Source organism: Streptomyces sp. NPDC028711 (assembly GCF_055565415.1).
Map to the genome: position 1 here is coordinate 154,533 of NZ_JBVHUJ010000005.1, position 24,286 is coordinate 178,818.

General features: G+C 71.5%; 21 protein-coding genes. 4 read left to right on the top strand and 17 right to left on the bottom strand.

Annotation, left to right across the window (positions count from 1 at the left end):
* Positions 1–14: 14 nt before the first annotated feature.
* From ACZ4VK_RS18615 to ACZ4VK_RS18670, 12 genes are all read right to left on the bottom strand, one after another.
* On the bottom strand, positions 15–1,145 hold the full coding sequence (locus ACZ4VK_RS18615; RefSeq protein ID WP_468353436.1) for a pectinesterase family protein: 1,131 nt from the start codon (positions 1,143–1,145) through the stop codon (positions 15–17).
* A 25-nt stretch (positions 1,146–1,170) separates the two neighbouring features.
* The gene (locus ACZ4VK_RS18620) at positions 1,171–2,466 is read right to left on the bottom strand and encodes a pectate lyase family protein (protein WP_468353437.1); all 1,296 of its coding nucleotides are present in this window, start codon (positions 2,464–2,466) and stop codon (positions 1,171–1,173) included.
* Complete coding sequence (locus tag ACZ4VK_RS18625; RefSeq protein ID WP_468353438.1) at positions 2,463–3,269, bottom strand: rhamnogalacturonan acetylesterase; 807 nt, start codon at positions 3,267–3,269, stop codon at positions 2,463–2,465. Before ACZ4VK_RS18625 ends, ACZ4VK_RS18620 begins: the two co-directional genes overlap by 4 nt.
* Positions 3,266–4,606 (bottom strand): ABC transporter substrate-binding protein, encoded by a 1,341-nt coding sequence (locus ACZ4VK_RS18630; RefSeq protein WP_468353439.1) that lies wholly within the window; start codon positions 4,604–4,606, stop codon positions 3,266–3,268. Before ACZ4VK_RS18630 ends, ACZ4VK_RS18625 begins: the two co-directional genes overlap by 4 nt.
* Positions 4,607–4,667: 61 nt before the next feature.
* Positions 4,668–6,227: a glycoside hydrolase family 43 protein gene (locus ACZ4VK_RS18635; protein WP_468353440.1), complete on the bottom strand. Its 1,560-nt coding sequence runs from the start codon at positions 6,225–6,227 to the stop codon at positions 4,668–4,670.
* On the bottom strand, positions 6,224–7,069 hold the full coding sequence (locus tag ACZ4VK_RS18640; RefSeq protein ID WP_468353441.1) for a DUF6807 domain-containing protein: 846 nt from the start codon (positions 7,067–7,069) through the stop codon (positions 6,224–6,226). The genes ACZ4VK_RS18635 and ACZ4VK_RS18640 overlap by 4 nt, the downstream gene beginning before the upstream one ends.
* Entirely contained in the window at positions 7,066–8,235 is a 1,170-nt protein-coding gene (locus tag ACZ4VK_RS18645) for a Gfo/Idh/MocA family protein (protein ID WP_468353442.1), read from the bottom strand. Before ACZ4VK_RS18645 ends, ACZ4VK_RS18640 begins: the two co-directional genes overlap by 4 nt.
* A 26-nt stretch (positions 8,236–8,261) precedes the next feature.
* Positions 8,262–9,179, bottom strand: a complete 918-nt coding sequence (locus ACZ4VK_RS18650; protein WP_468353443.1) for a carbohydrate ABC transporter permease — start codon at positions 9,177–9,179, stop codon at positions 8,262–8,264.
* On the bottom strand, positions 9,176–10,114 hold the full coding sequence (locus tag ACZ4VK_RS18655; protein ID WP_468353444.1) for a carbohydrate ABC transporter permease: 939 nt from the start codon (positions 10,112–10,114) through the stop codon (positions 9,176–9,178). Before ACZ4VK_RS18655 ends, ACZ4VK_RS18650 begins: the two co-directional genes overlap by 4 nt.
* 112 nt (positions 10,115–10,226) lie before the next feature.
* Positions 10,227–11,975 (bottom strand): L-arabinonate dehydratase, encoded by a 1,749-nt coding sequence (gene araD, locus ACZ4VK_RS18660; RefSeq protein ID WP_468353445.1) that lies wholly within the window; start codon positions 11,973–11,975, stop codon positions 10,227–10,229.
* Complete coding sequence (locus tag ACZ4VK_RS18665) at positions 11,972–12,898, bottom strand: dihydrodipicolinate synthase family protein (RefSeq protein WP_468353446.1); 927 nt, start codon at positions 12,896–12,898, stop codon at positions 11,972–11,974. The genes araD and ACZ4VK_RS18665 overlap by 4 nt, the downstream gene beginning before the upstream one ends.
* On the bottom strand, positions 12,895–13,545 hold the full coding sequence (locus ACZ4VK_RS18670) for a GntR family transcriptional regulator (RefSeq protein WP_468353447.1): 651 nt from the start codon (positions 13,543–13,545) through the stop codon (positions 12,895–12,897). The genes ACZ4VK_RS18665 and ACZ4VK_RS18670 overlap by 4 nt, the downstream gene beginning before the upstream one ends.
* Positions 13,546–13,760: 215 nt before the next feature.
* Between ACZ4VK_RS18670 and yicI the strand changes: the two genes are divergently transcribed.
* On the top strand, positions 13,761–16,001 hold the full coding sequence (yicI, locus tag ACZ4VK_RS18675) for an alpha-xylosidase (protein ID WP_468353448.1): 2,241 nt from the start codon (positions 13,761–13,763) through the stop codon (positions 15,999–16,001).
* 57 nt (positions 16,002–16,058) lie between these two features.
* On the opposite strand, the gene ACZ4VK_RS18680 is transcribed toward yicI, so the two are convergent.
* Entirely contained in the window at positions 16,059–17,876 is a 1,818-nt protein-coding gene (locus ACZ4VK_RS18680) for an FG-GAP-like repeat-containing protein (RefSeq protein WP_468353449.1), read from the bottom strand.
* Between the two features lie 215 nt (positions 17,877–18,091).
* On the opposite strand from ACZ4VK_RS18680, the gene ACZ4VK_RS18685 reads away from it, so the two are divergent.
* The gene (locus tag ACZ4VK_RS18685) at positions 18,092–18,550 is read left to right on the top strand and encodes a pyridoxamine 5'-phosphate oxidase family protein (protein ID WP_468353450.1); all 459 of its coding nucleotides are present in this window, start codon (positions 18,092–18,094) and stop codon (positions 18,548–18,550) included.
* Positions 18,551–18,705: 155 nt separating this feature from the next.
* Here the strand turns inward: ACZ4VK_RS18685 and ACZ4VK_RS18690 are convergent, their stop codons facing one another.
* On the bottom strand, positions 18,706–18,963 hold the full coding sequence (locus ACZ4VK_RS18690) for a hypothetical protein (protein WP_468353451.1): 258 nt from the start codon (positions 18,961–18,963) through the stop codon (positions 18,706–18,708).
* Positions 18,960–19,415, bottom strand: coding sequence for a hypothetical protein (locus ACZ4VK_RS18695; RefSeq protein WP_468353452.1), 456 nt, complete (start codon positions 19,413–19,415; stop codon positions 18,960–18,962). The genes ACZ4VK_RS18690 and ACZ4VK_RS18695 overlap by 4 nt, the downstream gene beginning before the upstream one ends.
* Before the next feature lie 94 nt (positions 19,416–19,509).
* Here ACZ4VK_RS18695 and ACZ4VK_RS18700 point away from each other — a divergent pair, with 94 nt between their 5' ends.
* Positions 19,510–20,349 carry a helix-turn-helix domain-containing protein gene (locus ACZ4VK_RS18700; RefSeq protein WP_468353453.1) on the top strand — a complete coding sequence of 280 codons (840 nt, stop codon included), beginning with the start codon at positions 19,510–19,512 and terminating at the stop codon, positions 20,347–20,349.
* On the top strand, positions 20,346–20,552 hold the full coding sequence (locus tag ACZ4VK_RS18705) for a DUF397 domain-containing protein (RefSeq protein WP_468353454.1): 207 nt from the start codon (positions 20,346–20,348) through the stop codon (positions 20,550–20,552). The genes ACZ4VK_RS18700 and ACZ4VK_RS18705 overlap by 4 nt, the downstream gene beginning before the upstream one ends.
* A 15-nt stretch (positions 20,553–20,567) precedes the next feature.
* Here ACZ4VK_RS18705 and ACZ4VK_RS18710 read toward each other — a convergent pair whose 3' ends face one another.
* Positions 20,568–21,089 (bottom strand): hypothetical protein, encoded by a 522-nt coding sequence (locus ACZ4VK_RS18710; RefSeq protein WP_468353455.1) that lies wholly within the window; start codon positions 21,087–21,089, stop codon positions 20,568–20,570.
* 152 nt (positions 21,090–21,241) lie between these two features.
* Complete coding sequence (locus ACZ4VK_RS18715) at positions 21,242–24,127, bottom strand: glycoside hydrolase family 3 C-terminal domain-containing protein (RefSeq protein ID WP_468353456.1); 2,886 nt, start codon at positions 24,125–24,127, stop codon at positions 21,242–21,244.
* Positions 24,128–24,286: the final 159 nt, after the last annotated feature.

Genomic DNA, 24,286 nt, shown 5'->3' on the forward strand with positions numbered 1-24,286 from the left:
AGGTGTTCCCGACGTCAGGGGCAGGGCCGCCGGGGAACCCAGCCGCCGAGGTACGCCGCCGGGGTCACGGACGCCGCTTCGGCGGCCGTGAGCTGGGGACGGTTCTCCGGGACGGTGATCCGGGCGCCCTGCCCGGAGTTGCGGTGCTCGGAGAAGCGCTGCGCCTGCCACGGGAAGGCCTCGCGCATGTTCGCGTACGGGGTGACGGCGTCGACACCCGCGCCGAGGACGCTGTCCCGGACGACGAGGGACGGCCAGGCGGTGAGGTCGGAACTCGGCACCCACGGCCGGGCCAGCTTGTAGAAGCCGTCCGGTGCCGAGCTGGTGACCCGGCAGCGGGCGGCGAGGAAACCGTACGGGTTCGCACGGGCCGTGGACGGGGCGAAGACGAAGCCGTGCGGCGCCGACGCAAGGTCCGGGCGGAACAGCGTCCGGAAGTGACAGTGCTCGAACACGGCGGTGCCCCGGCCGAAGACGAAGTCGACGTCACCCTCCACGTAACAGTGCGCGAAGTACTGGCGGGCGAAGGCCGAGAGGGCCGTGGAGTCGGCGTACAGGGTGTCCTGGTGGCCGAGGAAACGGCAGTGGAAGAAGGCCGACCTGTCACCCGTCACCTTGAGGGCGACCGCCTGGGTGCCGGGATTCCCGGGCAGGTCGGTGCGGAGGAAGTCATTGGCGAAGGTGACCCCCTGCGCGTTGAAACCCTCCGCATGGACGGTGGTGGTCGCCGAACCGGAGGTGCCGTAGGTGCCGCCCTCCGGCCGGGGCGTGCCGGCGGCGTTGGCGTACACCACGACGACGTCGCGGGGGTCCCCGCTCGCGCCGATCCATGTCATGCCGGTACGGGAAGGACCGACGACGACCGTCTCCCGGTACGTGCCGGGGGCGAGCACGAGCGTCCAGCCGGGGCCGTCCGCGGCGGTGACCGCCGCCTGGACCGTGGTGTGGTCGCCGAGGCCGCCGGGGTGTACGTACAGCGTCCGGGCGGTGAGCCGTTCGGCGGGCGAACCGAACCGGCCGAAGGGGCCTCCGCGCGGTGCGGCCGACGCGGGTGCGGCGGGCAGCGTCAGGGCGAGCGCGGCTCCGGCGGCGCCCAGGAGCAGGGAGCGGCGTCCGGGGACGGCTCCGGTGGGGTGCGAGGGCATGCGGGTCCTCCTGAAGGACGGGAACTCAGCGAGAACGGCCGGCGCCCGCGTGGTGGCCGACGACCGCGGGGACGGCCCTCGGGTGGTCGACGCGGGTGCGCAGGACGGGGGTCCAGCCGGCGTCGGCCCGCAGCAGCTCCTCGGGGAACTGCTCGTTGTGGACGGCGAGCAGGTCCGTCGGGGCGCCGTTGACGTAGTTGCCCGTGGTCGTGACCGGGGCGTCCTTCCACTTCTTCAGGATCTTCCCGGCGGGCACGCCCGCGGCGAGCGTGAACGCGTTCTTCTCCGCGACGAGCTGGGACTCCTGCCCGATGCCCAGGCTGTACACGTAGCCCGAGGACGGCACGACGAAGTGGTTGTTGTACGCGTCGACCTGGCCGAACCGGACCCGGGGCGCCCGCTCGATCACGTTCTTGAAGAGGTTGTGGTGGAGGGTGACCCGCAGCTTGCCCCGGTCGGTGGCGCCCGCGCTGTCGCTGTTGCCGATCATCAGGGTCTTGTCGTGGTCGGTGAAGACGTTCCAGGAGACCGTGACGAGGTCCGCGCCCCGCACGACGTCCAGTTCGCCGTCGTGCTGCTGGTACACCTCGCCGTAGTACGAGGGCAGCGAACTGTCCGGGTGGGCGCCGTCGGTGAACGTGTTGTGGTCGATCCACACATGGGTGGAGCCGTACACGACGAGGCTGTCGTACTCGGAGTTCCAGGCGCCGGTCGCGCCGTCCGTCGGGTCCCACTGCGGGAAGCAGTCGAGCGGGCTCTCCAGGGTGAGGTTCCGGACGATGACGTTGTCCACGCCCGTCACCTGGAGGCTGCCGCCGGTGATCGCGGCGTGCCGGCCGACGCCCACGATCGTGGTGTTCGCGGGCACCTTGACCTTGATCGCCTGGCCCTGGGCGGTGGCGGAGGCCGCGCGCAGGTCCTCCTGGGGGCCCTTGACCTCGTCCTCGTACCCCCAGACGGCCGGGTCGTAGTCGGCGAGGTATCGGGCGAAGTCGTACCCCGGGGCCTCGAAGGCGGCGCAGCCGGCGGCGGTCGCGTTCAGCGTGCCCACCACCTTGACGATCCTCGGTTCGGTGCCGGGCACGGCGAGCGCGGCCCGGAACTCCTCCCAGGTGGTGACGGTGAACACCCGGGAGGCGTCGGCGGCCGCGCCGCCGGTGGTGCCGGTCCCGGAGGACGCCCAGCCGTCACCGGCCGGCAGGGCCGCGCGGGCCGGGTCGGCGCCGGGCCGGTGACCGGAGTGCGCGACGGCCGCGGGGGCGGTGACCGTCAGGGCGAGCGCGGTCGCGGCCACCACTCCCAGTTGCTTGCGTCGGTTCATGGACGGCTCTCCTCGGCATCGGGCCAGGTGATCAGGTCGGTGGGGATCTCGTCGTCCAGGCGGCGCGTCTCACGCGGTGCGAGGACATGGGTGCGGAGCAGCTCGGCGGCGACCAGACGGGCCACCTCGACGGCGCCCGGCGGATTGAAGTGGGTGTTGTCCTGCTCGGTCGCCGTCCAGTTGAAGTACGTCTTGGTCGCCTCGGGGCCGAGCCGCTGCCACAGCGCGAGCGACAGCGCCTCGATGTCGAGGAGCGGCACGTCGGAGGCGCCGGCCACCTCGCGCATCGCCGCCGGGTAGGCGCCGTGGGTGCGCAGCGCGGTGCCGTCGGCGCCGAACTTCCGCCGCTCCACGGAGGTGGCGAGCACCGGGAGGGAGCCGCGGGACCGCGCGGCCTCGACGAAGACCCGCAGGTTGTCCTGGTAGGTCGTCCACGGCTCGGTGTAGCGGGCGGGGTCGGCGACCTTCGCGTCGTTGTGGCCGAACTGGATCAGGAGCAGGTCGCCGGGGCGGAGCGCCGTGAGGATCGCGTCGAGCCGCCCCTCGTCGAGGAAGCTCTTGGTGCTGCGCCCGTTGACGGCGTGGTTGGCGACCCGGACGCCCCGGTGCAGGAAGAAGGGGAGGGCCATGCCCCAGCCGGTCTCGGGCGCGGCGTCGGCGTACTTCTGGGCGGCCGTCGAGTCGCCCGCGATGAAGAGGGTGCGCATGGGGGGACGTCCTTGGGAACGGGCCGGGGATGCCCCGGCCAGGGCGAGCGCGAGGCCCGCCCCGGCCGTGACCACCGCGCGGCGGCCTACGCTCACGGGTTCTGCTGCTTCCACTCGGCCTGCGCCTTGTTCAGCTGCTCGGCGAGGTCGTCGAGGAACTCCTTGGCGGAGGTCTTGCCGAGCAGGACCTTCTGGAAGCCCGCCTCGTTGTCGGACTTGGAGATGTTGTTCCAGTCGGTCAGGTAGTACGGCAGCTGGACGATGGTCGTCCTGCCGCTGAACAGGACCTCGGCGGCGAGCCTGGTCGGCTCGGCCTCCTGGATCCACGGGTCCTTCGCGGCCTCGGTGTTGGCCGGGATGGCGCCGGCCGACTTGTTCCACTTGCTGTTCGAGGCGTGCGAGGCGGCGAACTCGATGAACTTCCAGGCGGCGGCCTTGTTCTTGCTGGAGGAGAAGAGCCCGAGCCCGTCGACCGGGTTGGAGACCTGGACCCGGGTGCCGTCGTCCAGGGTCGGGTTGGGGATGCCCCGGAACTTGTCCGTGCCGAGCGCCTTCACATGGTCCTGGTAGGAGCCCAGGTTGTGGTTCAGCATGCCGATCTCGCCGCTGTCCCACTGGGCGACCATCTTGGTGAAGTCGTTGTTGACGTCGGCGGCCGGGGTGGTCTTCTTGAACAGAGCGGCGTACTTCTCGAGCGCGGCCACGTTCTTCGGGTCGTTGACGGTGGTCTTGTCGCCGTCCCAGAAGCTGGTGATGCCGCTCTGGCCGTACATGGCGTCCAGGGCCTGCGCGATGGAGCCCGCACCGCCGCGGATCGTGTAGCCGAAACGGTTCTTGTCCTGCTGGGTCAGCTTCTCGGCCGCCGTGTAGAACTTCGACCAGGTGGTGGGCTCGGGCAGGCCGGCCGCCTTGAACAGGTCGGTGCGGTAGTAGAGCACGCCGTTGCTCGCCGAGGTCGGGACGGTGAACAGCTTGCCCTGGCCGCCGGCCGACTTCACGCTCTCGACCATGCCGGCGTTGAGCTTGCCCTTGAGGGAGCTGCCCTCGATCCGGGCGTCGAGCGGCTCCAGGGCGTTCTGCGCGGCGATCCCCGCGAGCATCGCGGCCCCGACGCCGCCCACGTCCGGCAGGCCGTCGCCCTGGATCGCGGTGTCGTACTTGGACTGGACCTCCTTGGAGGCGATCCCGACGTACTCGACGTCGATGTCGGGGTTCGCCTTCTCGAAGTCCGCGATGATCTCCTTCCAGACGTCGGTGCGGACACCGCCGTTGTTGTCCCAGAAGGTGATCTTTCCCTTGCCCGATCCCTCGGTGCCCTTGTCGCCGCCCGCGCCGCTGCCGTCGTCACCGCAGGCGGTGGCGGTCAGGGCGAGGACACCGGACAGGGCGAGGGCGAGGGCGGCTCTGCGCCGTCCGCCGGGGAAGATGGTCATCGTCGGCTCTCTTCTCTCGGGGTGTTGCGGGGTGTGACGGGGGATGGGGACGTGGGGGAGCTCATGGGGTGGTGACGCGGAAGGCGGAGAACACGGCCGTCCCGGCGTGTTCCGCTTCCGCGGGCGCCCCGGCGAACAGGCCGAGCAGCGCGCCGACCCAGCGCCAGGGCGTGGCGGCGAACTCGGGCCCGAGACGGATCGGGTCCTCGGCGTCGCCGGAGTCTTCCGCGTCGTCGGTGGTGTACGAGAAGCGGCAGCGCGCGTCCGCCGTCACCTCGATCCGCAGGCGGACCCGGTCGCCGGAGACGGGCACCGGGTGCGCCGCGTCCCGTTCGCGGTCCGCGTTGGCCGGCGCGAAGCGGTGCACGAGCCGGACGGTGCCGTCCGGGGCGCGTTCGAGACCGATCCACGCATACGCGTCGCCGAGGACGACGAGCCCCGCGCGGGACCCGGCCGCCGTGGAGTCGAGCCGCAGCCCGACCTCGACCACGAGGGCCCCGGCGGGCAGCCGCTGGGTGAGGACGTGCGGCACGCCCCGCAGATCGTCGACGCGGTCCGTACGGACGCAGCCGAGGCGCAGTCCGTCGCCGGTGTGCTGACTGGCCCAGCCCTCACCCGGGTTGGCGGTCCACTGCCACTGGCGGCCGAACCGCCCGCCGGGAAACGTGTCGTCGACGGCGGGCCGCGCGGGCGGCTGCTCCGGCAGGTCCGGCTTCCGGTGGACACGGACCGGGGAGCCGTCGTCGCCGAGAACCGGCCAGCCGTCCGCGTCCCAGCGCATCGGCTGGAGGTGGACGATCCTGCCGTGCGCGCCCGACTGCTGGAAGTGCAGGAACCAGTCCTCGCCGCGCTGGGTGCGCACCCAGCCGCCCTGGTGCGGCCCGTTGACGTCGGTGTCGCCCTGCGCCAGGACGGTCCGCTCCTCGTACGGGCCGAGGAACGACCGCGAACGGAACGCGCCCTGCCAGCCGGTGGCCACCCCGCCGGCCGGGGCGAGGATCCAGAACCAGCCGTCGTGCCGGTACAGCTTCGGGCCCTCCAGGGTGAACCAGCCCGGTATCAGGTCGGCGTCGACGAGGACCCGGCCCTCGTCGAGCACCTTCGAGCCGTCCGGGCTCATCCGGTGCCCGACGAGCCGGTTGTTGAAGCCGGCACGGGACTTGGCGAAGGCGTGCACGAGGTACGCCTCGCCCGACTCCTCGTCCCACAGCGGGCAGGCGTCGATGAGCCCGAGCCCCGACTTGACCAGGTGCGGCGCCGTCCACGGACCGCGTACGGAAGGGGCGTTGACCTGGAAGATCCCGTGGTCGGGGTCGCCCCAGAAGATCCAGAACCGTCCGTCGTGGTGCCGGAACGAGGGCGCCCACACCCCCCGGTCGTGCCGGGGCTCGGTGAACGCGGCGGCCGGTTCGAGCCGTTCCAGGGCGTGGCCGACGAGCGTCCAGTTGACGAGGTCCCGGGAGTGCAGCAGCGGCAGGCCGGGGGCACGGCCGAAACTGGACGCGGTCAGGTAGTAGTCCTCGCCGACCCGCAGGACGTCCGGGTCCGACCAGTCGGCGGCGAGGACCGGGTTGCGGTACGTGCCGTCGCCGAGGTCCCCGGTGACGGTCGCCGCGCTCATGACGCCACCGCCTTGCGGACCAGGGCCGCGGCCGCGTCCCGGTCGAGGCGGCCGTCGGCGACGACGGTCACCACCCGCCGTACGAAGGTCTCCCCGTCCGCCACCGCGAGCCGTTCGCCGTGGGCCAGGGAGGAGCCGACGCCCGGGTACTCGGCGGCGCGGACGAACCACGGGTCCTCACGGGTCCGCGCGGTCGCCCCGGCGAACACCAGGGTCCACCCCTCGCCGGCGAGCGCCACCCAGTCGGAGCGCACCCCGTGCACCGCCTCCTCGCCGTCGGCGTCCGCCCCGAACACCGCCGGAGCCGTCGCCTCCTTCGGCGCGCGCCAGAAGAAGCCGCCGTACGCGGCACCCGGCCGGCCGTTCGTCGCGGGACTGCCGACCGAAAGATCCCGCCCCGACACGTTGGTGAGGGAGAACGTGAGGTCGAGCGCCCAGGCGGAGTCGGTGAGCGCGGTGGCCGCCACCGTCCGGTGCTCCCGCAGGAGCCGCTCGCCGCCCGCCGTCCAGCTCAGCTCCTCCACGAATCCGTCCGGGTCGCAGAGCTTGAAGCCGTCGTGCCGCTGCACCCCGTGGTTGTCGAGCGCGACGGAGCCCCGGTCGCGGACGAAGGTGCGTCCGCCCCAGAAGTTGTGTCCCTCGACATCGGGCACGGCGACGCCCGCCCCCAGGTGGTGCGGGTGGTCCTCCGGCACCGTCTCGGTCACCGGCCGCCCGCCCAGGGTGGTGACGGGGTGGAGGTAGGGCCGGGGGGAGTGGTCGAGGGCCAGCTCGGGCCGGGTGAGGTACTGGGCGACGGCGCGGCCCGCGCAGCGCAGGACCGTCGGGGACTCCTGGGTCATCGGACCTCCGCCCGGATCGCCGGCGCCCAGGAGGCGCCGAGTTCGGAGAACAGCCGGAGCGTGTCGGCACTGGCGTCCACCAGGGCGTCGACGCCGTCGACGACCCGGCGCGGCGCGCTCTCGCCCGGCTCGGTGTGCCACTGCCCCTCGGGGATCCCCGCCGGGTCGGGAGCCGTCCGTACCGCCTCGACGACCCGCATGAACGCGCCGGTCTCCGCGGGCGGCACCCACAGCGGCTCGCCGTCGGTGACGTGCGCGACCAGGTTCTCCAGGAGGTCGGTGCGCCCGTACTCGGTCTCCACCGGGCCGTGTCCGGCACGCTGCACGAGGACCCGGTCCTGCCGGTACCAGAAGGTGATCCGGCCCTGGCTGCCGTGCACGATCACATACGGCTCCGAGGACTTCTCGGCGCACAGCGTCGCCGCGACGGTGACCTGGGTGCCGGCGGAGGTCACGACCCGTACGGCCGAGGTGTCGTCGGACTCGATGGCGTTCGCGTGCAGCAGCTCGGTCTCGATGTGCTCGACGTCCTGGGCCCGGGTGGAGCCGGAGAGCGCGAGCGCGGTGGCGACGGCGTGCGCCAGCGGGTTGGTGAGCGCCCCGTCGACGACGTCGGCCCCGCCGAGCTTCCGGTGCCCCGCCCAGGGGGCGCGCCGGAAGTAGGCCTCGTCGCGGACCCAGGCCCCGGCCGCGCCGACACCGAGGAGTTCGCCGATCGCGCCCTCCTCGACAAGGCGGCGGATCGCGGGCACCGCGTGGGAGCCGAGCGACTGGAAACCGATCTGGCAGGCCACGCCGGCCGCCTCGACCCCGTCGGCCATCCTGCGGAACTCCGCGAACGACGGGGCGGGCGGCTTCTCCAGGAGGATGTGCGCCCCGTGCCGGGCCGCGGCGAGGGTCATGTCGGTGTGGGTCTGGATGGGGGTGCTGAGGACCGCGATCCGGGCGCCGGTCGAGGCGAGCAGCGCCTCGAAGTCTGCGGACTGCTCCGGGTCTCCGATGCCGTCGAGCTCGGCCGCGTCGAGCGGGCGCAGTTCGCAGACCCCGGCGAGCCGGACGAGCCCCCGCTCTTCGAGGCGGCGGATGTTGAGGAGGTGGCTGCGGCCGTGGCCGCGGGCGCCCGCGAGGACGACCGGCAGCGGGGCCCGGCTGGTGACGTCGTTCATGTCTTCCTTGTTCGTGTGGGGGAGGCTCATCCCTTCACCGCCCCGGCGCTGAACCCGGTGACCAGCCACTTCTGGATGAAGCCGAAGACGATGACGACGGGGACCGCGGCGATGACCCCGCCCGCGGCGAGTGCCCCGAGGTCGACGCTGTCGGCGCCCATGAGGGTGTTGAGACCGACCGGGATCGTCTGCTTGTCCTGACTGCTGAGGAACATCAGGGCGAACAGGAAGTGGTTCCAGGCGTGCACGAAGGCGAAGGAGCCGACGGCGACCAGACCGGGCCGGAGCAGCGGCAGGACGACGATCCGGAAGGCGGAGAAGCGGTTGCAGCCGTCGACCCAGGCCGCCTCCTCAAGGGAGTACGGCACGTTCCTGATGAAGCCGCTGATGAGGATCATCGACAGCGGGAGCTGGAAGACGGTCTCGGCGATGATGACGCTGCCGAGGGAGTTGATCATCTTCAGCTCGGCGAAGATCTGGAACAGCGGGACGAGGAGCAGGGCGCCCGGCACGAACTGCGAGCAGAGCAGGGCCAGCATGAAGCCCTTTTTGATCCTGAAGTCGAAGCGGGCGAGCGCGTATCCACCGGCGAGGGCGACGACGGTGGTGCTGATGAGCACCGCCACGCCGATGAGCAGGCTGTTCTGGAAGAAGATCCCGAAGCTGCGCTCGTTCCACACCTTCTCGAAGTGCGCGGTCGTCATCGGCCAGGGCAGGAGCGAGGTGGAGCCGGCGGGCCGGACGGCGAAGAGCAGGATCCAGTAGAAGGGGATCAGGGTGAAGAGGAGGTAGATCCCGAGGGGCAGATAGATCTGCCAGCGGGGCACCTCGTCCCAGGCGCGGTGCCTGGTGCGGCCGGCTGCGGGTGGGGTCCGGTCGGGCGGCGGTGCCGCCTGCGCGGCCGGGGCGGCCGGGGCCGGGCTGAGGGTGGACTCGGCTGTCACTTGCCGTCGCCTCCGAACTTGCTCAGGCGCAGATAGACCATGGAGCAGAAGAGAAGGATCACGAACGCCACCGTGGTGAGGGCGGAGGCGTATCCGAAGTTGTGGGCGTCGACGCTGGTGTGGGCGATGTACAGCGGCAGGGTGGTCGTCTCGCCCGCGGGGCCGCCGCCGGTCAGCGTGTAGAGGAGGTCGACGTTGTTGAACTCCCAGACCGCGCGGAGCAGCGTGGAGAGGACGATCGCGTCCCGGATGTGGGGCAGGGTGATGTGGACGAACTGGCGGATCCTGCCCGCCCCGTCGACCTCGGCCGCCTCGTACAGGTCCTTCGGTACGGACTGGAGGTCGGCGAGGATGAGGATGGCGAAGAACGGCACTCCGCGCCAGAGGTCGGCGATGATCGCCGCGGGGAACACGGTGGCGGTGTCGGAGAGCCAGGACGTGCCGTACGTGCCGATGCCCATGTCCGCCAGGTAACGGCTGATACCGGTCTGGGAGTTGTAGAGCAGCACCCAGATCGCGGAGGTGAGCACGCCGGAGACGGCCCAGGGGGAGAAGACGAGGGCCCGGCCCAGGGCGCGGCCGACGAAGGTCTGGTTCACGATGAGGGCGAGCGCGAGACCGAAGAGGAGCTGGAGCGTCACCTCGACGACGACCCACTTGAGGCTGAAGCTCAGGGTCCCCCAGAAGTGCGGGTCGTCCGTGAAGATCCGGGTGAAGTTCTCCAGGCCGGCGAAGCCGTTCCGCCAGGGCTTCGTGGGGTTGTAGTGCTGGAGGCTGTAATAGAAGACGCTGATCACCGGGTAGGCGATGAAGCCCAGCATCAGCAGTCCGGCGGGGGCGATCAGCAGGTACGGAAGTCGGCGGGGGGCCGCTCCCGTGCGGCGGCGCCCCCGTGCCGTGACGGCTTGGGGCGGTGGGGTCACAGCTGAGGCCATGACGGCGGCTCCGTTCTCGGTGAAGCGCTTCGCGAACGACGTTCGAGATTTCGGACAAGGTGGGTCGGGTGGGGCTGATGGGGCGGTTACCGCTGGAGTGCGGGGGCGGGTCTCAGCCCGCGTACGGATCGGGGGTGGTCCCCGGCCTGGCCAGGAACTCGAAGTCGCAGCCGGTGTCGGCCTGGGAGATCTGCTCCATGTACAGCGCGCCGTAGCCGCGCTCGTACCGGGCCGGCGGCGGTGTCCACACGGACCGCCGGCTGTCCAGCTCCTCGTCCGTGACGTGCAGATGGAGGGAGCGTGCCGCGACGTCGAGGGTGATCGTATCGCCCGTACGGACGAGGGCAAGGGGTCCGCCGACATGGGACTCGGGCGCCACGTGCAGCACACAGGCCCCGTAGCTCGTCCCGCTCATCCGGGCGTCGGAGATCCGCACCATGTCCCGGACGCCCTGCTCCAGGAGGTACCGGGGGATGGGCAGCATGCCGTACTCCGGCATTCCAGGACCGCCCTTGGGGCCGGCGCCGCGCAGCACGAGGACGTGCTCGGCGGTGATGCCGAGCGCCGGATCGTCGATGGTCCGCTGCATCGAGCGGTAGTCGTCGAAGACGATCGCGGGACCGGTGTGCTTCAGCAGCCGCGGCTCGGCCGCGATGTGCTTGATGACCGCGCCGTCCGGGCAGAGGTTGCCGCGCAGCACCGCGACCCCGCCCTCGGCGGCCAGCGGCCTCGACCGGACGCGGATCACCTCGTCGTCGTGGACGAGCGCCCCGTCGAGCTGCTCCCGCAGGGTGGCGTGGGAGACGGTGGGCCGGTCCAGGTGCAGCACGTCGGTGAGCCGCGAGAGGAAGCCCGTCATGCCGCCGGCGAAGTGGAAGTCCTCCATCAGGTACTGCCCGCCCGGACGCAGGTTCGCGAGGACCGGAACCGTCCGCGCGATCCGGTCGAAGTCGTCGAGCGTCAGCTTCACCCCCGAACGCCCCGCCATCGCGATCAGATGGATCACCGCGTTGGTCGAACCGCCGAGCGCGAGCACCGCGGCCACCGCGTCCTCGTACGCCTCCCGGGTCAGCAGCCGCGAGAGCCGCAGGTCCTGACGGACGAGCTCCACGATGCGCAGCCCCGACGCGGCGGCCATCCGGTCGTGACCCGAGTCCACCGCGGGCACCGAGGAGGCACCCGGCACGGTCACGCCCAGGGTCTCGGCGGCGGCGGTCAGCGTGGACGCCGTGCCCATCGTCATGCAGTGGCCGGGGGAGCGGGCGAGACCGCTCTCCAGCTCCGCCATCTCGCAGTCGCCGATGAGCCCGGCCCGCTTCTCGTCCCAGTACTTCCACATGTCCGTACCGGAACCGAGGGTCTCGCCCCGCCAGTGCCCCGGGAGCATCGGACCGGCCGGTACGAAGACCGTCGGCAGGTCGACCGAGGCCGCGCCCATCAGGAGCGCCGGGGTCGTCTTGTCGCAGCCGCCCATGAGCACGGCCCCGTCCACCGGGTAGGAGCGCAGCAGCTCCTCCGTCTCCAGGGCGAGGAGGTTGCGGTAGAGCATGGGGGTCGGCTTCTGGAAGGTCTCCGAGAGGGTGGAGACCGGGAACTCGAGCGGGAAGCCGCCGGCCTGCCACACGCCCCGCTTCACGGCCTGCGCGCGGTCCCGCAGATGGACGTGGCAGGGGTTGATGTCCGACCAGGTGTTGAGGATCGCGATGACCGGCTTGCCGAGGTGCTCCTCGGGGAGATAGCCGAGCTGCCGGGTGCGGGCGCGGTGACTGAACGAGCGCAGCCCGTCCGTGCCGTACCACTGGTGGCTGCGGAGCTCCTCGGGCCGCATCGAAGGCCGGTCCTCGGGGGTGTGCGTGCTCATGCCGACCAGCCGGCGGCTATCGCGGCGACCTCGGCACGCTCGCCCTCCGGGAGTTCCCGGCTCGGCGGGCGGACGGCGCGGCGGCACAGGCCGAGCGAGGCGAGGGCCTCCTTGACCACGGTCACGTTGTCGGCGCTGCCGTTCGCCGCGCGCAGCTCCTCGAAGCGGCGGATCCGCTCCCACACCTTCATGGCGGCCGGGTAGTCGCCGGCCCGCAGGGCGCCCAGCATCTCCAGGGAGACCGCGGGGGAGACGTTGACCAGGCCGGAGGTGAAGCCGGTCGCGCCGCTCGCGAAGTACGCGGGGGCGTACGGCTCGGCGAGGCCCGCCACCCACACGAACCGGTCGAGGCCCGCGTCCCTGGCGAAGCCGGCGAACCGGGCCGCGTCGGGGACCGCGTACTTCACGCCGATGACGTTGGGACAGGCGGCGCCGAGCTCGGCGAGCCGGGCACCGCTCAGGAGCGGGTTGCGGATGTAGGGGACGACGCCGAGCTCGGGGACGGCCTCGGCGATGGCCCGGTGGTAGTCGACCCAGCCGCTCTCGGAGACGTACGGGTGGACGGGCTGGTGGACCATCACCATCCCGGCGCCGGCGGCGCGGGCGTGCCGGGCGGCCTCGACCGCCGTCGGCACGTCGTGGCCGACGCCGACCAGGATCGCGGCCCGGTCGCCGGCCTCCTCGACGGTCACCTCGGTGAGGGAGCGGCGCTCCTCGGGGGTGAGGGCGTAGAACTCCCCGGTGTTGCCGTTCGGGGTGAGGGTGCTGACCCCGCCGTCGAGGAGCCGGCGCAGCAGCGCCCGGTGGGTGGCGGTGTCCACGGTGCCGTCCTCGGCGAACGGGGTGACCGGGATGGCCACGACGTCGGCGAGGGCGGTCCTCAGGGTGTCGAATTCGATGCTCACGTGCTGCTGCCCGCTCATTCGCTGTCCAGGGGGGAGTGGGGGAAGGCGCGCTCGACGAACGAGGCGATGTGGTCGTGTACGGCCCGGCCCGCCCCGTCGACGTCGCCCGCGGTGGCCAGCCGCAGGATCTGCTCGTGCTCCGCCGCCTCGCGCTCCCAGGAGGGGACGGCGGCCCAGGCGACCGTCGAGACGAGCGCGGCCTGGTCGCGGACCTCGTCGAGCATCCGGCCGAGCAGCGGGTTGCCGCAGGGCAGGTAGAGCGCGCGGTGGAAGTCGCGGTTGGCCAGGGACCGTTCGGCCGGGTCCTCGGCCGCGGCCGCCCGGCGCAGGGCCTCGTCGGCCGCGTCGAGCGGGGCGCGGGAGGCGACGGCGCGGCGGACCGCCTCCGGCTCCAGGAGCAGTCGTACGTCGTAGACGGCGCGGGCCATGTCCGCGTCGACCATCCGGACCGTGACGCCCTTGTACTGGCTCATCACCACGAGTCCGCTGCCCGCGAGGGTCTTGAGCGCCTCGCGGACGGGGGTCTTCGAGACCCCGAAGCGCGCGGCGAGTTCGGTCTCCACGAGCGCCTGGCCGGGTCTGAGTCCGCCGGTGAGGATGTCGTGCTTGATCGCTTCCAGGACGTACTGGGTGCGGGAGGGGATGGGACTGGGGGCGAAGGACATGGGGCGCTCTCAGATCTCATGTATCGCGTCTCATATATGACGTACGAAGTGCAACGGGCATGAAGCTATGGGGGCGTTCGTGTTTCGTCAATGCTTCGCGCAAGCGTTTTCTATGCTCGGGCTCCTGGAGAGAGGGGCTGGTTCACCGTTTTGTTTTCTGGGATAACTATTCGGGGCCCCTGCCGCCCCTCCCACCCCATCCCCCAAGGACCAGCATGAAGTTCACCGACGGCTTCTGGCTGATGCGCGAGGGTGTCCACGCCTCGTACGCCACCGAAGTCCGCGATCTGCGCCAGGAAGCCGACCGCTTCACCGCCCACGCCTCCGTCAAGAGGGTCGAGACCCGCGGCGACACCCTGAACTCGGCCCTCCTGACCGTGGAGTGCCACGCCCCCGCCGAAGGCGTCATCGGCGTCCGCGTCACCCACCACGCCGGCACGGTCCACCGGGGCCCCGACTTCACGCTCGACGGCTCGGGAACGGGCGCGGGCACGGTCCGCACCGACGGGCCCGTCGTCGAGCTGGCCTCCGGGCCGCTCCGGCTCCGTCTTGACCGCTCGGCTCCCTGGACCCTGGAGTTCCAGGACGCCGGAGGACGTACGCTCACCGAGGCCGGCCGCAAGGGCACCGCCTTCGTCACCACCCCCGACGGCGCCCACCACATGGCCGTCCAGCTCGCACTCGGCGTCGGCGAGCAGATCTACGGCCTCGGCGAACGCTTCACCCCCTTCGTGAAGAACGGCCAGAGCGTCGACATCTGGCAGGCCGACGGCGGCACCAGCAGCGAACAGGCCTACAAGAACATCCCGTTCTACCTCTCCTCACGCGGCTACGGCGTCTTCGTCAACCACCCCGGACGCGTCTCCTTCGAGGTCGGCTCCGAGGCCGTCGGACAGGTCCAGTTCAGCGTCGAGGACCAGACCCTCGAGTACCTGGTCGTCGCCGGCCCCACCCCCAAGGAGGTGCTCGCCCGCTACACCGCCCTCACCGGACGGCCCGCCCTGCCCCCGCCGTGGTCCTTCGGCCTCTGGCTCACCACCTCCTTCACCACCCCGTACGACGAGGCCACCGTCACCTCCTTCGTCGACGGCATGGCCGAACGGGACATCCCGCTCTCCGTCTTCCACTTCGACTGCTTCTGGATGCGCGAGTACCAGTGGTCGGACTTCCGCTGGGACCCCGAGACCTTCCCCGACCCCGAGGGCATGCTGGCCCGGCTCAAGGCGCGGGGGCTGCGCGTCGGGATGTGGATCAACCCGTACATCGCCCAGAAGTCGGAGCTCTTCGCGGAGGCCGCCGCCCGGGGCCTCCTGGTCCGCAGACCCAACGGCGACGTGTGGCAGTGGGACCTGTGGCAGCCCGGCATGGCCCTCGTCGACTTCACGAACCCCGAGGCCAGGACCTGGTTCCAGGACAAGCTGCGGCCCCTGCTCGCACAGGGCGTCGACTGCTTCAAGACCGACTTCGGCGAGCGCGTCCCCACCGACGTCGTCTGGCACGACGGCTCGGACCCCGAGCGCATGCACAACTACTACGCCCAGCTGTACAACCGGACCGTCTTCGACCTCCTGGAGAAGGAACGCGGCACCGGCGAGGCCGTCCTCTTCGCCCGCTCCGCCACCGCCGGCGGCCAGCAGTTCCCCGTCCACTGGGGCGGCGACTGCTGGGCCTCCTTCGAGGCCATGGCCGAGTCCCTGCGCGGCGGCCTCTCGCTCTCCCTGAGCGGCTTCGGCTTCTGGAGCCATGACATCGGCGGCTTCGAGGGCACGCCCGAGCCGGAGGTCTTCACCCGCTGGCTCGCCTTCGGGCTGCTCTCCTCGCACAGCAGACTCCACGGCAGCGACTCGTACCGCGTGCCGTGGCAGTTCGGCGAGGAGGCCGTCGAGGTCGCCCGCCGCTTCACGCGCCTCAAGCACCGCCTCATGCCCTACCTGTACGGGGTGGCCGTCGAGGCCCACACGACCGGCGTCCCCGTCATGCGGCCCATGCTCCTGGAGTTCCCCGGCGACCCGGCCTGCCGGACCCTGGACCGGCAGTACATGCTCGGCCCCGACCTGCTCGTCGCCCCCGTCCTGACGCCCGGCGGCGAGGTCGGGGTGTACGTCCCGGCGGGGGAGTGGACCCACCTCCTCACCGGCGAGACGGTGACCGGCCCCTGCTGGCGCCACGAGACCCACGCGCTCGACAGCCTCCCGCTGTACGTCCGCCCCGGCGCCGTCCTCCCCCTGGGCGCCGACGCCACGCGCCCGGACGGCGACTGGCTCGACGGCCTCACGCTGCTCGTCGCCCCGGGCGGCGCACCCGACACGACGACCACGGTCACGGTCCCGGACCACGGCGGCGCCCCGGCCGCCACGTACACCGTCAGTCATACGGAGACGGGTCCCCGCGCGACGGCCGCGGGTACGGACCTGCCGTACGGAATCGAGCCGCTGACGGGAAGTCTCGACGCATGAGGAAGGGGCCCTCCGGACGATGCCGGAGGGCCCCGGGGGGCGTGTTGTGGCGCCCGACTAGAACAGGGTTTCGCCGGGCGTGTAGCCCCAGCCGCTCAGGAAGCGGTCGGCAAAGGCGGCGGTGCCGTTGAGCGAGCCGAGACCGGCGTAGAAGTAGACGTTTCCGGCGGTGTCGCGGGCCAGGAGGTCGGCCTTGCCGTCACCGTCGACGTCGCCGGGCGCCGAGATGCCGTCGTACTGGTTCCAGCTCCAGCCGATCCTGACCCGGGGCTTCGGCGTCGCGCCGGGACCGGTCTCGTAGAGGTACAGATCACCGGCGGGGGTCCGGGCGAGGAGGTCGGGCACTCCGTCGCCGGTGAGGTCACCGGGCGCCAGGACGGTGTCGTAGTCCTTCCACGGGACGTCACCCGGGATGGTGACCGGGCTGCCCACGGTGCCGTCGGCCTGGATCGCCCTGCGCTGGAGCGTGCCGTCGGTCAGCCGGGTCACCATGTCGCGGGTGCCGTCGCCGTCCATGTCCGCGCTCACGGCCATCTTGTCGACGGTTCCGAAGCCTGGGTCGACGGTGCGGGGCCAGCGGAAGAACGTCTCGGTCGGGTCGCCGGGGAAGAAGCGGAGGCCTCCGGAACTGTCGACGGCGTAGAGGTCCTCGGCGCCGTCACCGTCCACGTCACCCGCTCGCGCGAGGTGGCGCATGCCGCTCCAGTCGGCGTTCCAGCCCGCGCCGACCTTGCAGTACAGGGCCTTGAGCACATGGGTCGAGTGGCCCCCGAAGTGGCGGTACAGGCTGCCGTCGGCGCCACGGCGCAGCATGTCGCCATAGCCGTCGGCGGGGTTGTTGCAATGCGTCCAGGTGGCGGCGCCGCGGTAGGGGTAGTGGTCGGAGAGGGACTCGCGGGGCAGCGCGTCGGCGACGACGTTCTTGAAGTGTGCCTTGCTCACGAAGATGTAGTCGTACTTGGACTCGGTGAGGGGGTCGCTGTCCCTGAGGACCGTGGCCTCTCCCGAGCGGCAGTGGCCGGCCGGCGGGTTCAGGGTCTGGCACTCGGGTGTGACGTTCTGGGGATCGGTCTCGTCCGTCTCCAGGAACTGACCGGTGCCGCCCGAGTGGCTGTAGAAGGGGTTCAGCAACGAGGTCATGGGGCTGAGGCGTGGATCGGTGTACCACGCCCTGTTCTCATCCAGAGCCCAGTGCTGGGCGTTGAAGTCACCGCCGAGGACGACCGGAATGTCCGCATCGATCCACGGCTGGACGAAGCCGGCGAGCTTCTCGGCCTGCTTGATCCGAATGGTGTCGTTGTACGAGGACAGGTGCACGGAGCATGCCCGCGTCTTCCGGCCCTGGAGCTGGGCCTCGATGCACGAGGACCGCCAGGTCTTGTCGGGCGCCTCGGTCCCGGTCGTCAGATTGAGATCGTCCAGGGCCGTCACTGGTCCCTTCGCGATGACCGCATTGCCGAGGGGGTACTCCTTGTTGAAGGCCGTCTCACCGTTCGACCTGCACAGGTCGTTCGTCCCGTCCTGTTCGAGGGAGATCAGTTCGGCGAAGGAGCCGCCGCCGTAGCCCAGGGGCTTGAGCACCTTGAGGAGCTCGTCGTACTGGGACCTGCACACCTCCTGGAGGAACAGGATGTCCGGGTCCCATGCGGTCACGTGCTTCTTGACGAGGTCGACGCGCACCTGCACCGCGTCCCTCTGGGCGGCCGTGCCACAGGGAGTGTTGAGGTCGTCGTTGCCCCCGCAGATGTTGTAGCTGAGGAAGCGCAGTGCCGAGGCGGACTTCGGTGAGACGGTGTCCGCGGACGCCGGGGTGACGAGGCCACCCAGCATCGTCGCCGCGAGCAGGGCGACGATGAGCGCACGTAGGCGCGTCATATGACTTTCCTTCTTTCGGATCTCTCTGGAGATTGATGCGAGAGGAGCCTTATGATCGCACGTCAGTTCTAAGGGGGATGTGTGGAGGAATCGTGATCGCGCCAGGTCACGCCCCGTGGGAGACGTCCTGGTAGGGCGAGCGGCCCGGCGCTTCGCCGCGGCCCCTGCAGCCGAAGCCGGGGACCCCGGGGCGAGTGACACGTAGGGTCGGAGACATGGCGAAGGATCGGATACTGCGCAGTACCGCGCAGCGCAAGAACGACGTGCTCGACCGCCTCGGCAAGGAGGTGGACATCTGGGTGTCCTCGGCGGCCGCCGACGGGACGCCGTATCTCGTACCGCTGGCCTTCCACTGGGACGGCGCGGACATCTGGCTCTGCACCCGGCTCACCAACCCCACCGGGCGCAACCTCAGCACCGGAGGACGGACGCGGCTCGCGCTCGGGGACACCCGGGACGTGGTGCTGCTCGACGGCGAGGTGACGACCCTCGCCGTCGCGGACGTACCGACGAAGGCGATCGAGGGCTTCGCCGCCAAGTGCGGCTGGGACCCGCGCGGTTCGGCCCCCGCGTACGTATGGTTCCGGGTCCGGCCGACCGCCGTGGAGGCATGGCACGAGGAGCCCGAACTCGCCGGCCGCCACCTCATGCGGGACGGCGTCTGGACGGTCTGAGCCCGCCCCTCCGGGGAGGCGTGATCCGGGAGCTCGGCACCGAAAGGTCCGGTGCCGGGCTCCCGGGTCGGTCCCGCCGGTCCCTCGGCCGGTGAGGCCGATGCAGAGGAGGCCGGCGATGCGCCCCGATCGGCGAGGTGGCGTCGGCGGCCGTGTCAGCCACTGCCTTCCTCGCCCGCTGCCTCGGTGGTCACCAGCGCGATGTACTCCAGGCGGACGGCGAAGACGGTGTGCCCCGTGGCCGCGGTGTGCGACGCGCAACAGGCCGCGCCGCTCCAGGGCCGCGGTGTCGGCTCCGACTCCCATGCGCACCCGCCGTCCATGCAGCGCGCGGTCATGGTGAGTTCGGACTCCGGTCCGGGGTGCCCGCCCATGCGGTAGACCGGCGTGACGGTCACCGCCGCCGTGGTCACGGCCGCTCCCGGAGTGCCGGCCTCGGCTCGTCGTGCGGGTGGTTCCGGATCTCGACCCGGAAGTCTGCCGCCGCCGAATGGTCGTGCGTCCGGAGGGAGTACCGCTCCCGCTCGGCCGCGATCGCGCACGTCGCGCAGCCCGGAGCCGGCACGGCGGGCGGCAGGGGATCCACAGAGAGGACCACCGGAGGCTCCGGAAAGGTCTGCCGTGCGCGGGGCGCCGCCGTGACCGGGGTGGTGAGCACGCGGATCAGCGCGCGCTCGCCCTCGGTCGGCCGGCGCAGCTCGGCCGGTGCCGCCGTCCACGCGGTCCCCCCGCCGGGCCGTTGCAGGTGGACGAACTCGCCGTCCCAGGCGGTCACCTTCCCGAGGCGGGGCTTCCCCTCGGGTGTGTCTGCCGCCATGTACGTCCCGAGGTCGGGGACCGGGCCTGGACAGTCGCTTGCGGGCATGGTCATTCCTCTCTGTAGCGAATCCACTACCGGGAGGCATCAGCGTGACCTACAGTCGATATGCCTTCAACGTACGAGTTATGGAGGAAGAGTCGTGGTCAACCGCAAGGTGCTGGACCCGGACAGTGGTCCGGAGGCCGCGTATGGGGCGCGTTTACGCAGGTTGCGGGAGGAGCGGGGCTGGACGCAGGAGGAGCTGGCCAAGCGGACGGGGTACTCCAGCAAGCACGTTTCTGCCGTCGAAACTGGTCGTAGATCTTCAACTCTCGGGTTTTCGAGAACTCTTGACGAAGCGTTCGGCCTGGCTGAATCCGATCAGTCGTGCGAGCGTGAGTGGCAGAAGCTGCGGCATGGTGTGCTTCTGGAGGGCTTCCCGGAGTACGTGCATCAGGAGCGGCGGGCCGCTGAGATCCGCGTGTTCGACATCGGGATCATCCCGGGACTCCTGCAGACACCCGAGTACGCAGAGGTTCTCGCGGCCAGCTCCGTCTTGCGCGGAACCATCACGGCAGAGCAGGCCGCCGAGCGCGTGGCGTTCTTGGCCGAGCGCCAACAGGTTCTGGAACAGCAGCCACCGCCGATGCTCTTCGTCGTGATGGACGAGAGCTGTATCCGCCGCTTGGTCGGTGGCCCCGACATCATGGCTGCCCAACTCGACCGAGTCGTGGAGTTGGCGGCAAGCCCCTGCACGGTCCTCCAGGTGGCCCCGTTCGCCATAGGGGAGAGGCGCTCTCTCAACCTTCCCGTGAACCTCCTGACCCTGCCCGACCGATCCGTGCTCTCCTATGCGGAATCGCAGGCCCAGGGCCACTTGGAGCGGGAGAACGGAGCCGTGTCGTCCATGCTCAGGGTCTACCATCAACTCGCGGCGGAATCGCTCTCCCAGGCGGACACCGTGGCCATGATCAAGGAAGTACGAAAGGGCATGCTGTGACGACCGAGTCCCCCCGCTGGTTCAAGTCTTCCTACAGCGACAACGGCGGTACCTGCGTGGAGGTCGCCCACAACCTCGTACCCGCGCTCGGAGTCGTCCCCGTCCGTGACTCGAAGGTCCCGGCCGGGCCCGTCTTCTCCGTTTCCGCCGCCGCCTTCACCGCGTTCGTCGAGTCGGTCAAGGTGCGGCGGCCCGGACTCTGAGGGCGGCCGGCCGGGTCAGCGGTAGTCGTCCGGGTGGCCCTGCATCCACGTGTTGATGAAGTCGCGCGTGCCGATGAGCAGCTTCTCGTGCTTCTTCAGGTTCTCGTAGGAACTGTCCCCGGCCAGTGCCTTGTTGAGCTCGGTCATCTTCTGGATCGGCTCGGGGAAGTGTCCGGGTCCCTTGGGGTCGGCCTTCATCGCCCAGTCCAGTTCCTGGAGTTCCTTGTGGACGCGGCCGAGGAAGTAGGAGCAGTCGGTCGAGCAGGAGTCGTAGAGGGTGGCCTGCAGGGTGGCGAAGGCGTCACGGACCTTCTCTCCGGGGGCGGGGGCGAGCTCGCCGGTCGTGGTGGCGGGCGCCTCGGGCGCGGTGGTGGGCTCGGTCGTGGTGGCCGTCGCCTCGGGCGCCCCGGTCGTGGCCGCCGCCCCCGCGCCCGCCGCCGGACGGTCGGGCTCAGGGGTCGTACCGCAGGAGACGGTCAGGGCAGCCAGAGTGACGGCGACCAGCGCGGCGCGTCGTACGGACGTCTTGTCGAACATGTGGAGCCCTCCCCGGCGTCATGGACCCGGCGAGCCTATCCCGCACGTGATCAGGGCCCGGCACCGGAAGGCTTCGGTGCCGGGCCCTGAGGTGTCCCGCCGCGTCGCCAGAAGACCGGCGGGACACCCCGTCGTCGCGCTTCTCCGGACCCTCAGCCGGAGAAGGCGACGTGCGCGAGGCGCACCTGCCCGCGCAGCTCGACGCGGAGGTCCGTCACGTCCCGGACGTGACAGGCCGCCCCCGCGGTGGTGTAGGCGTAGGGGCCGTCCGTCGGCCCCACCGTGACGCGGGCGAGGACGGTCGTCCCGTCGGCCCCGGAGAATGTCACCTCACCCGTCCCCGAGGCCGTCACCGCGACCTCCGTGACGCCGTCGCCGAAGTCGCACGCGCGGTAGAGCAGGGTGCCGGGCGTGTCCGGGGCCGCCGGGGCGACCGCGTCGCCGGAGACCTTCGTACGGTCCACGATCACCGTGCCCGACTGCTCGTCGTAGTCGGCGGCCTCCAGGCCGGCCTCCAGGACGGGCCGGGGGCCGGGCGCGGTGCCGGTCAGTTCGATCCGGACGGTACGGTGCGCCTCCGCGCTGGACGGCCCGGCCCGGAACTCGTACGTCCCCGGCTCCACCGTCCACCGCCCGTGCGCCACGTCCCAGTACGCGAGCGCCGACAGCGGCACCGTGAAGGCGAGCGACGCCGAGGCGCCCGGCGTCAGGTGGATCCGCTCGTGGGCGACGAGTTCGCGGTGCGGGCGCGGCACGGAGGGCGCCACCGCGCGCGCGTACACCTGGACGACCTCGTCGGAGGCGACGGTGCCGGTGTTGGTGACGGTGCAGGAGATCCGTACCTCCTCGCCGTCGACCGCCGCCGTCAGCCCCTCGTACCGGACGGTGGTGTACGTCAGACCGTGGCCGAACGGGAAGAGCGGCGTCCCGTCGAAGTACAGATACGTCTGCCGTCCCCCGATCACGTCGTAGTCGAAGAGATCGGGCAGGTCCGCGTCGGACGCGTACCAGGTCTGCGGGAGCCGACCCGCCGGGGAGACGTCACCGGCCAGGACCCGGGCCAGCGCCGTGCCCGCCGCCTGCCCGCCGTGCGCGGTCCACAGCAGGGCCGGGAGCGTGGCGGCGGCCTCCGGCACCGCGTACGGGTAGGAGGAGACCAGGACGAGGACGGTCCGCGGGTTCGCCGCGTGCGCGGCGCGCCACAGCCGGTCCTGGTGGGCGGGCAGGGCGAGCGTCGTACGGTCCTCGGTCTCGCGGCCGTTGACGTGCGGGTCGTTCCCGGCGACGACGACCACGACGTCCGCCCCGGCGGCGGCCCGCGCGACCGCGTCCTCGCCCCGCTCGACGGTCTCGACCGAGAACACGTCGGCGGATGCGCGGTCGGCGGCAACCTTCACGCCGTCGGCGGCGACAGAGACGTAGCCACCCGTTCCCAGGTGCCGGAGGAGGTGCCCTTCACCGTGGTCCGCTTCGCCACCGTGGTTCCCCGTGCCTTCCAACCGGAAGGTCTCCTGGACGACCCAGCCGCCCGGCTCGTCCGCCGAGGCGCGGACGAACCCGTCCTCGGCGACCGACAGATACCGGCCGTCGGGGGCGCGCAGGGTCAGCACCCCGTCGCCCCAGTCGATCAGGGCCAGTTCCGAGCCCTCGGCGTCGGCCGTGAGCGGCGAAAGGTCGGTGCGGCCGGTGATGAGCGCCGGGTCGAGCGCGCCCTCCACACCCCGTACCGGGCCGGCCGCCCCGCTCTCCGGCACCCGCAGCAGCGCGCCGGAGGCGGTACGCAGCCGGATCCGGTCCACCCCCTCGGCGAAGGTCACCCGGTCCGCGCCGAACCGCTCCCGCAGCCCGTCGAGCGGCGAGGACCGGTGAAGGAGCGCACCGCTGTACCAGTCCAGCTTGCAGGCGTCACCGAGCAGCCCCACCACGGCGATCCGCTCCGGCCGCCCGAGCGGCAGCAGCGGCCCCTCCTCGCCCAGGGGCTCGTTCCTGAGCAGGACGACCGCCGCCTCCGCCGCCTCCAGGGCCAGCTCCCGGTGCTCGGGAGTGTCGAACCGGTCCTCGTCCCCGTACGGGCCGGAGTCGGGGTCGAACTCGCCGAGCAGACACCGCACCGTGAGCTGCCGCCGCACCGCCCGGTCCACGTCCTCCGGGCCGATCAGACCGCGGTCGAGCGCCCCGCGCAGCCGCTCCAGGACGATCGAGGCGTCCGTGCCGTGGTCGGTGAAGGAGTCGACCCCGGCCCGCAGCGACGCCGCCAGAGCCTCCTCGTGCGTGGCGAAGTACCCCTGGGAGTCCGCGAGGTTGGACGGCGCGCCCGCGTCCGAGCAGACGAACAGCTCCTGGTCCGTCCAGGCCCGCAGCTCGTCCTCCAGGTACGGCGAGAGGTGGTTCGGACGCCCGTTGACCAGGTTGTACGCCGGCATCACCCCGGCCACCGCGCCCGCCTCGACGGCGCCGCGGAAGGCCCGCAGGTCGTACTCGTGCAGCACCCGGGGCCGTACGGAGGCCGAGGAGGTGTCACGGGCCGTCTCGTTGTTGTGCGCGAGCCAGTGCTTGAGGACCGGCGCCGTGCGCCAGTACACGGGATGGTCGCCGCGCAGTCCCCTGGTGTACGCGGTGGCGATCGCGGAGGTCAGGGCGGGGTCCTCCGCGTACCCCTCCTCGCCGCGCCCCCACAGCGGGTTGCGGAGCAGGTTCACCGTGGGCGCCCAGACGTTCAGGCCCGCCCGGTCGTCCTTGGCGCGCATCGCCCGCACCTCGCGGGAGACCGCCTCGCCCACCCGGCGCACAAGCTCCGGGTGCCAGGTCGCGCCCAGGCCCACGGACTGCGGGAACACCGTCGCCGGGCCCAGCCAGGCGACGCCGTGCAGGGCCTCCTGGCCGGTGCGGAAGGCGTCGAGGCCGAGACGGTCGACGGCGGGCGTGAACTGGTGCAGCAGGGCGAGGCGTTCGTCGGCGGTGAGCCGGTCGAGCAGGTCGTCGACGCGCCGGGAGACGGGAAGGGCCGGGTCACGGAAGGGCGGCCGGTGTGCGGTCACGTGCGAGTCCCTTGGCAGAGGAGTGTGTCGTCAGGACGAGGATTTCGAAGCGCTTCGATGCTCCGGCCGGAAGGAACGGGTGTCAAGGCGTGCGCGGCGATCATTTCCCCTTCGGGGAAAGGTGCTTGGCGCGGGTGGAACGGTCGTGGGAACCCCGAG

Coding starts and splice junctions, on each gene's coding strand:
- ACZ4VK_RS18695 (WP_468353452.1), bottom strand. CDS start 19,415: ATGCCCGCAAGCGACTGTCCAGGCCCGGTCCCCGACCTCGGGACGTAC.
- ACZ4VK_RS18670 (WP_468353447.1), bottom strand. CDS start 13,545: ATGTCCTTCGCCCCCAGTCCCATCCCCTCCCGCACCCAGTACGTCCTG.
- ACZ4VK_RS18665 (WP_468353446.1), bottom strand. CDS start 12,898: ATGAGCGGGCAGCAGCACGTGAGCATCGAATTCGACACCCTGAGGACC.
- ACZ4VK_RS18680 (WP_468353449.1), bottom strand. CDS start 17,876: ATGACGCGCCTACGTGCGCTCATCGTCGCCCTGCTCGCGGCGACGATG.
- ACZ4VK_RS18685 (WP_468353450.1), top strand. CDS start 18,092: ATGGCGAAGGATCGGATACTGCGCAGTACCGCGCAGCGCAAGAACGAC.
- ACZ4VK_RS18620 (WP_468353437.1), bottom strand. CDS start 2,466: ATGAACCGACGCAAGCAACTGGGAGTGGTGGCCGCGACCGCGCTCGCC.
- ACZ4VK_RS18645 (WP_468353442.1), bottom strand. CDS start 8,235: ATGAACGACGTCACCAGCCGGGCCCCGCTGCCGGTCGTCCTCGCGGGC.
- ACZ4VK_RS18640 (WP_468353441.1), bottom strand. CDS start 7,069: ATGACCCAGGAGTCCCCGACGGTCCTGCGCTGCGCGGGCCGCGCCGTC.
- ACZ4VK_RS18635 (WP_468353440.1), bottom strand. CDS start 6,227: ATGAGCGCGGCGACCGTCACCGGGGACCTCGGCGACGGCACGTACCGC.
- ACZ4VK_RS18710 (WP_468353455.1), bottom strand. CDS start 21,089: ATGTTCGACAAGACGTCCGTACGACGCGCCGCGCTGGTCGCCGTCACT.
- ACZ4VK_RS18615 (WP_468353436.1), bottom strand. CDS start 1,145: ATGCCCTCGCACCCCACCGGAGCCGTCCCCGGACGCCGCTCCCTGCTC.
- araD (WP_468353445.1), bottom strand. CDS start 11,975: ATGAGCACGCACACCCCCGAGGACCGGCCTTCGATGCGGCCCGAGGAG.
- yicI (WP_468353448.1), top strand. CDS start 13,761: ATGAAGTTCACCGACGGCTTCTGGCTGATGCGCGAGGGTGTCCACGCC.
- ACZ4VK_RS18655 (WP_468353444.1), bottom strand. CDS start 10,114: ATGGCCTCAGCTGTGACCCCACCGCCCCAAGCCGTCACGGCACGGGGG.
- ACZ4VK_RS18630 (WP_468353439.1), bottom strand. CDS start 4,606: ATGACCATCTTCCCCGGCGGACGGCGCAGAGCCGCCCTCGCCCTCGCC.